Source organism: Bacillus sp. JJ1521 (genome assembly GCF_036965165.1).
Classification (GTDB): domain Bacteria; phylum Bacillota; class Bacilli; order Bacillales; family Bacillaceae_L; genus Ferdinandcohnia.
On sequence record NZ_JBALOX010000251.1, the window covers coordinates 1 to 5,805 of the forward strand.

General features: G+C 37.9%; 6 protein-coding genes and 1 riboswitch. All 6 genes read left to right on the forward strand.

Annotation, left to right across the window (positions count from 1 at the left end):
- The coding region (locus V7147_RS23880) for a TetR/AcrR family transcriptional regulator C-terminal domain-containing protein (protein WP_335370294.1) at nt 1–166 on the forward strand (166 nt) is incomplete at its 5' end.
- A gap of 41 nt (nt 167–207) precedes the next feature.
- On the forward strand, nt 208–981 hold the full coding sequence (locus V7147_RS23885) for an enoyl-CoA hydratase (RefSeq protein ID WP_335370289.1): 774 nt from the start codon (nt 208–210) through the stop codon (nt 979–981).
- An 84-nt stretch (nt 982–1,065) separates the two neighbouring features.
- Complete coding sequence (locus V7147_RS23890; RefSeq protein ID WP_335370290.1) at nt 1,066–1,842, forward strand: electron transfer flavoprotein subunit beta/FixA family protein; 777 nt, start codon at nt 1,066–1,068, stop codon at nt 1,840–1,842.
- Between the two features lie 66 nt (nt 1,843–1,908).
- Nucleotides 1,909–2,886 (forward strand): electron transfer flavoprotein subunit alpha/FixB family protein, encoded by a 978-nt coding sequence (locus tag V7147_RS23895; RefSeq protein WP_335370291.1) that lies wholly within the window; start codon nt 1,909–1,911, stop codon nt 2,884–2,886.
- 423 nt (nt 2,887–3,309) lie between these two features.
- Nucleotides 3,310–3,654, forward strand: coding sequence for a thioredoxin (trxA, locus tag V7147_RS23900; protein WP_335370292.1), 345 nt, complete (start codon nt 3,310–3,312; stop codon nt 3,652–3,654).
- Between the two features lie 61 nt (nt 3,655–3,715).
- On the forward strand, nt 3,716–5,488 hold the full coding sequence (uvrC, locus tag V7147_RS23905; RefSeq protein WP_335370293.1) for an excinuclease ABC subunit UvrC: 1,773 nt from the start codon (nt 3,716–3,718) through the stop codon (nt 5,486–5,488).
- 67 nt (nt 5,489–5,555) lie between these two features.
- Nucleotides 5,556–5,734, forward strand: a riboswitch (Lysine riboswitch).
- Nucleotides 5,735–5,805: the final 71 nt, after the last annotated feature.

The window sequence follows — 5,805 nt, forward strand, 5'->3', positions numbered from 1 at the left end:
GTTTAACCCGAACCTTGATGTGCGGTTAGCAAGACAAATGATATTTGGCTCGATTGATGAAACAGCAACCACATGGGTCATGAACGAACAAAAATATGATTTGTCAGCCTTGGCAAAAGATGTTCATTCCTTATTAGTAAATGGTTGCGGAAAATCACACCTCTAGCATATAGAGGTGTGTACATTCATAAAATAGGAGGGATGCAGATGGAGTTTTTTAAGGTGAAAATAGATGAGTATATCGCGACTATTGCCTTTAATCGTCCTCCAGCAAATGCATTATCAACAGCTGTTTTGAAAGAGCTTACAAGTTTGCTAGATGATATCGAGTCTAATGATACTGTAAGAGTTTTAGTTATACATGGGGAAGGGCGATTCTTCTCAGCTGGGGCTGATATTAAAGAGTTTACGACAATCGACTCTGGTGAAGAATTTTCAAATCTTGCGAGAAAGGGTCAAACCTTATTTGAAAGAATGGAACAATTCCCAAAACCGATTATTGCGAGTATCCACGGAGCAGCTCTAGGCGGTGGCCTGGAACTAGCAATGGCATGTCACTTCCGTCTTGTGGGTGAAAAGGCAAAGCTTGGTTTACCTGAGTTACAGCTTGGACTAATCCCTGGATTTGCGGGTACAGCACGCTTACCACGCTACGTGGGAATTGCTAAAGCAGCACAAATGCTTTGGACTAGTGACCCAATTAGTGGTATAGAGGCCGTCAAGTATGGTTTGGCAAATCAGGCATTTCCTGAAGAAAAACTTCAAGAGGAAACGATGTCGATTGCTAAAAAGATTGCCCAGAAAAGCCCATTATCAATAAAAGCTACAATCGAATTATTAAATTCAATGAAGAATGAACAATATGAAGCAACGGTTAGGCGAGAAGCGATATTATTCGGGGAAATGTTTGTCTCAGAGGATGGACAAGAAGGAATAGCTGCTTTCATTGAAAAACGCAAGCCAAATTTTAACGGGAAATAATAGAATTCAAGTATCAAAGAAATTAAACGGGATACAAATATGGATTTTTCCACAATAAAGCACAAAACCTTAGGAGGGAATCACATGAACATCTTTGTTATTTTGAAGAGAACATTTGATACAGAAGAAAAAATCGTTGTAAACAATGGACTAATCAGTGAAGATGGTGCTGAATTTATTATTAACCCTTATGATGAATATGCGGTTGAAGAAGCTATTAGACTTCGTGATACAAACAGTGGAGAAGTAACGGTTATCACTGTTGCTACGACTGATGAAGCCGATAAGGAATTGCGTACAGCATTAGCAATGGGTGCAGACAAAGCCGTAATGATTAATACAGAAGATGATCTTGAAGATGGGGATCAATATACAACTGCTAAGATTTTAGCCGAGTACCTAAAAGATAAGAATGCAGATATCATTTTAGGTGGAAACGTTGCGATCGACGGAGGTTCAGGTCAGGTTGGTCCTCGCGTTGCTGGAATTTTAGATATTCCTTATGTAACAACAATTACAAAACTTGAAGTTGACGGTTCGAAAGTAACAGTAGTTAGGGACGTAGAAGGGGACTCAGAGGTTATTGAAACTTCATTACCGTTACTTGTTACATGTCAACAAGGATTAAATGAGCCTCGCTACCCATCCTTACCTGGAATTATGAAAGCAAAGAAGAAGCCACTTGAGGAGCTTGAGTTAGACGATTTAGATCTGGATGAAGATGATGTAGAAGCAAAAACAAAAACAATTGAAATCTATCTTCCACCTAAAAAGGAAGCAGGTAGGGTACTTGAAGGTGAGCTTGCAGATCAGGTCAAAGAACTAGTATCACTCCTTCATAATGAAGCAAAGGTAGTATAATTTTTTCGGATGCTTTTGTATGCGATTTCAATAAATTTACTCAACAAATCTAGGGGGTTACGCATAATGTCAAGAAAAGTTTTAGTTTTAGGGGAAGCACGTGATGGTGCATTACGTAACGTATCTTTTGAAGCAATTGCGGCCGGTAAAACAGTGGCAGAAGGTGGCGAAGTTGTTGCGGTTTTAGTTGGAGATTCCGTAAGCTCATTAGCAAATGAATTAATCCAATATGGTGCAGACAGGGTTGTAACAGTAGAAGATGCAAAATTAGGCTCATATACTCCGGACGGATTTTCACAAGCTTTGCTAGCTGTTATTGATGCCGAATCACCAGAAGGTTTAGTATTTGGACACACCTCTTTAGGAAAAGACCTATCACCAAAAATTGCAGGCAAACTTAATTCTGGTTTAATCTCAGATGTAACGGCTATTGAAATCTCAGGTGGGAACATTGTCTTTACTCGCCCAATCTATTCAGGCAAAGCATTTGAAAAGAAAATTGTGACGGACGGATTAATGATTGCAAGTGTTCGTCCGAATAATATTACCCCACTTGAAAAATACGAATCACGTTCTGGAGAAGTTTCTTCTCTGTCAGTTGACATTAAAGATTTACGTACGATTGTAAAGGAAGTAGTACGTAAGGCGACAGAAGGGGTTGATTTGTCTGAAGCGAAGGTTGTTATTGCAGGTGGACGTGGAGTGAAAAGCGCTGAGGGCTTTGAACCTTTGAAAGAATTAGCAAGTGTTCTTGGTGGGGCTGTTGGTGCTTCTCGCGGTGCATGTGATGCGGATTACTGTGACTATTCCCTTCAAATTGGTCAAACAGGTAAAGTTGTTACGCCAGATTTATATATCGCTTGTGGTATCTCGGGAGCAATCCAGCACTTAGCAGGAATGTCAAACTCTAAAGTAATCGTAGCAATCAACAAAGATCCTGAAGCAAACATCTTCAAGGTTGCAGATTATGGGATCGTTGGAGACTTATTCGAGGTTGTCCCAATGCTAACAGAAGAATTCAAGAAATTAAAAGTAAATGCTTAAAGTGTAATGGAGTTTTATTTATAGAGATTTTTTCCATTTCACCTTTGACGAAAAATATGGTATACTAATCAAGCGATGAGCTGAATTGCATAAGTCGAGTTGACACGCCTTTTGGCAAGGCACTATGTGGAGTGCTGTCTCTCGCCGCAATACGCAAAAGAGACGTCCTTCTAGGGCGTCTTTTTCTATTTTATATGAAATACACAAGACCTTTGGCTGAAGATGTCCATATACTCTTTTATTTTCATACATATCAGACTAATAAAATGGGGAAGATGATTGTGTATGTAGGATAATGTCTGATCTTATCATTTCTGATTTAGTTAACTGTTTATTTTGAAGCAAAACATTCGTAAAATGATTTTCCAGGTGGTATACTCTTGGTATAATTTCAAACTTGTAACATATTTAGGAGGGGTTAAAATGGCTATTACAAACGTAACGGACCAAAATTTTGACACAGAAACAAAAGAAGGATTAGTTTTAGCTGACTTCTGGGCACCTTGGTGTGGACCTTGTAAGATGATTGCTCCAGTATTAGAAGAATTAGATACTGAAATTGGAGACAAAGTAAAAATCGTAAAGCTTGATGTAGACGATAACCAAGAAACTGCAGCTAAGTTTGGCGTAATGAGCATCCCAACTTTACTTGTATTCAAAAACGGTGAAGTTGTAGATAAAGTAGTAGGCTACCAACCAAAAGAAGCATTAGCTGGAAGACTTGCTAATCANNACGTACAACTTCATCTTAAAAATGTTACAATATAAGGTACGGCATAACTGAACGCAAATGCGTACAATGGATTTTATTGCAGATGGAGTGGTGAATATGCACGATCATCTTAAAGAAAAATTAGCGATATTACCGGACCAGCCTGGCTGTTACTTAATGAAGGACAGGCAAGGGACCATTATTTATGTAGGAAAAGCAAAAGTATTAAAGAACCGTGTTCGGTCTTATTTTACAGGGTCGCATGATGGAAAAACATTGAGACTAGTAAATGAAATTGAGGACTTTGAATATATCGTAACCTCTTCAAATATTGAAGCTTTGCTACTAGAAATAAATTTAATCAAAAAACATGATCCGAAATACAATATCATGCTAAAGGATGATAAGACATATCCTTTTATTAAAATTACCGCTGAAAAACATCCTCGTTTATTAATTACGCGAAAAGTAAAGAAGGATAAAGGTAAGTATTTTGGACCGTATCCGAACGTCCTAGCAGCAACTGAAACAAAAAAACTATTAGATAGGATTTATCCTTTACGAAAATGTTCAACACTACCAGATAAAGTATGTTTGTATTATCATATCGGTCAATGTCTTGCACCTTGTGTAAACGAAATATCTGATGAAACAAATAAAAAAATGGTAGACGACATTATTCGTTTTCTTAATGGCGGTTATAAAGAAATCAAAGCAGAATTAACTGAAAAAATGTTAAAGGCTTCGGAAGAACTAGATTTCGAGAGAGCAAAAGAATATCGTGATCAAATTACAAATATTGAAACAACCATGGAAAAACAGAAGATGACCATGACCGATTTGATCGATCGTGATGTATTCGGTTATTCCTATGATAAAGGCTGGATGTGTGTTCAAGTCTTTTTCATTCGTCAAGGTAAATTAATAGAGCGGGATGTCTCATTATATCCTTTTTACAATGAGCCAGAACAAGATTTCCTTACATTCCTTGGACAATTCTATATGAAAGAAAATCATTTTAAACCAAAAGAAGTTCTACTACCAAGTTCAATTGAGCATGAAATTGCAGAGCAATTATTAGAGGTAAATGTTCAACAGCCGAGTCGAGGAAAGAAAAAACAACTGGTGGATTTAGCAACGAAAAATGCCAAAATCGCTTTAACGGAGAAATTTGCTCTAATTGAGCGCGATGAAGAGCGGACAATCAAAGCAGTTGAAAATTTAGGTCAACAATTGGGAATATACACTCCTCATCGGATTGAGGCATTTGATAACTCAAATATCCAAGGAACAGACCCGGTTTCAGCGATGATAGTTTTTACTGACGGAAAACCGGATAAAAAGGAATATAGAAAATATAAAATTAAATCCGTTCAAGGTCCTGATGATTATGAGTCGATGAGGGAGGTTGTGCGGAGAAGATATAGTCGCGCACTTAAAGAAAATCTTCCATTACCCGATCTAATTATCATTGACGGAGGTAAAGGTCATCTTGCTGCAGTAAGGGATATTCTTGAAAATGAGTTAGGTTTAGAAATCCCGTTAGCAGGTCTTGCGAAGGATGAGAAGCATAGGACTTCAGAGTTGTTGATTGGAGACCCACCTGAGATTGTGGAACTGCCAAGAAATAGCCAGGAGTTTTATCTTCTTCAACGAATTCAAGACGAAGTACACCGTTTTGCAATTACCTTCCATCGTCAAGTTCGCGGAAAAAGTGCTTTTCAATCTGTGCTTGATAATATTCCCGGGGTCGGTGAAAAACGGAAGAAAACTTTGTTAAAGCATTTTGGTTCGATCAAGAAGATGAAGGAAGCGAGTATTGAGGAAATTCAACAAGCCAATATTCCTCGTACTACTGCTGAAGCCATCTTTGAAAAATTAAAAGAATAGTCGTTGCTATTTTAAAAATACTCTGATATAATCCTAACTAATATAATAATACACTTCATTACGTTGAAGTGATGATAGAGGCGCGAGCTTTATCAGTACGCAATTGGAGGGGAATGAGCCCCTGCGATCATTGCTGAAAGGAAAGTTCGCCGAAGTGAACAAAGGTCTCATACCTTTTTTGCTGGTCTTATGTTTAAGAGACGTAAGATTGTCAAGATGAGTTAATCTTGGAGAGCTATCTCACGATGTGACACGTTGTTAATTTACGTATATCACAGCAATGAGAGAATCTCTCATTGCTGTTTTTTTATTTTATT